The 1,791-nt window shown below is 53.0% G+C and carries 1 rRNA gene; it reads left to right on the forward strand.

Annotated elements, in window-relative coordinates:
• A 23S ribosomal RNA gene (locus DXB43_RS14910) occupies positions 1–1,790 on the forward strand; the annotation flags it as partial.
• Position 1,791 lies beyond the last annotated feature (1 nt).

A 1,791-nucleotide genomic window follows, 5' to 3' on the forward strand; every position in this document is an offset into this window, starting at 1 on the left:
AGCCATTCATTCAAAGAGTGCGTAACAGCTCACTAGTCGAGAGTCCCTGCGCCGAAAATATCCGGGGCTGAAACACAACACCGAAGCTGTGGAATCATACCTAGTATGATTGGTAGAGGAGCATTCTTAAGACCGACGAAGCTGTACCGGTAAGGAGCAGTGGAGGGATAAGAAGAGAGAATGCCGGAATGAGTAGCGAGAGGAAGGTGAGAATCCTTCCGGCCGAATATCCAAGGATTCCAGGGTAAAGCTGATCTGCCCTGGGTAAGTCGGGACCTAAGGAGAGGCCGAGAGGCGTATCCGATGGACAACAGGTTTAGATTCCTGTACCACATATGGTCAGAACTGTGGGGACGCAGAAGGAAAGCATGAGCCAGGAATGGAAAGACTGGTACAAGCAGAGGGGATGGTGTGCTGGCAAATCCGCACACGAAAATCCTTGCTGTGATGTGGAGCGAACTAGAGTAGCGAAGCATGCGGACCGGCTGCCGAGAAAAGCCGCTATTGTGCCATATGTGCCCGTACCGTAAACCGACACAGGTGGATGAGGAGAGAATCCTAAGGCCGACGGAAGAAGTATTGTTAAGGAACTCGGCAAAATGACCCCGTAACTTCGGGAGAAGGGGTGCCTGAGAAATCAGGCCGCAGAGAATAGGCTCAAGCAACTGTTTAGCAAAAACACAGGTCTATGCAAAACCGAAAGGTGAAGTATATGGGCTGACGCCTGCCCGGTGCTGGAAGGTTAAGAGGAGAGGTTAGCGCAAGCGAAGCTTTGAATTTAAGCCCCAGTAAACGGCGGCCGTAACTATAACGGTCCTAAGGTAGCGAAATTCCTTGTCGGGTAAGTTCCGACCCGCACGAAAGGCGTAATGATTTGAGCACTGTCTCGACAATACATCCGGTGAAATTGAAGTACCAGTGAAGATGCTGGTTACCCGCGCCAGGACGGAAAGACCCCATGGAGCTTTACTCCAGTTTGGTACTGGGATTCGGTACTGCATGTACAGGATAGGTGGGAGACGAAGAAGTTAGGACGCCAGTCTTAACAGAGTCGCTGTTGGGATACCACCCTTGCAGTATTGGGTTTCTAACCAGCCGCTGTGAACCAGCGGTGGGACAATGCCAGGCGGGGAGTTTGACTGGGGCGGTCGCCTCCGAAAGGGTATCGGAGGCGCTCAAAGGTTCCCTCAGAATGGTCGGAAACCATTTAAAGAGTGCAAAGGCAGAAGGGAGCTTGACTGCGACACCGACGGGTGGAGCAGGTACGAAAGTAGGACTTAGTGATCCGGTGGCATAAAGTGGGATTGCCATCGCTCAACGGATAAAAGCTACCCTGGGGATAACAGGCTTATCACTCCCAAGAGTTCACATCGACGGAGTGGTTTGGCACCTCGATGTCGGCTCATCGCATCCTGGGGCTGTAGCAGGTCCCAAGGGTTGGGCTGTTCGCCCATTAAAGCGGTACGCGAGCTGGGTTCAGAACGTCGTGAGACAGTTCGGTCCCTATCCGGCGCGGGCGTAGGATATCTGAGGGGAGCTGGCCTTAGTACGAGAGGACCGGGCTGGACGGACCACTGGTGCATCAGCTGGATACCAAATCCATAGCTGGGTAGCCAAGTCCGGAAGGGATAAACGCTGAAGGCATCTAAGCGTGAAGCCCCCCCCAAGATGAGATGTCCCTGTCTATAAGACAGTAAGACCCCTGAAAGAGTATCAGGTAGATAGGGCAGAGGTGGAAGCACGGTAACGTGTGGAGCTGACTGTTACTAATCGGTCGAGGGCTTGACCAAA

The organism is Roseburia sp. OM04-10BH, assembly GCF_003462605.1.
In the GTDB taxonomy this organism is placed as follows: Bacteria; Bacillota; Clostridia; order Lachnospirales; family Lachnospiraceae; genus Roseburia_C; species Roseburia_C amylophila.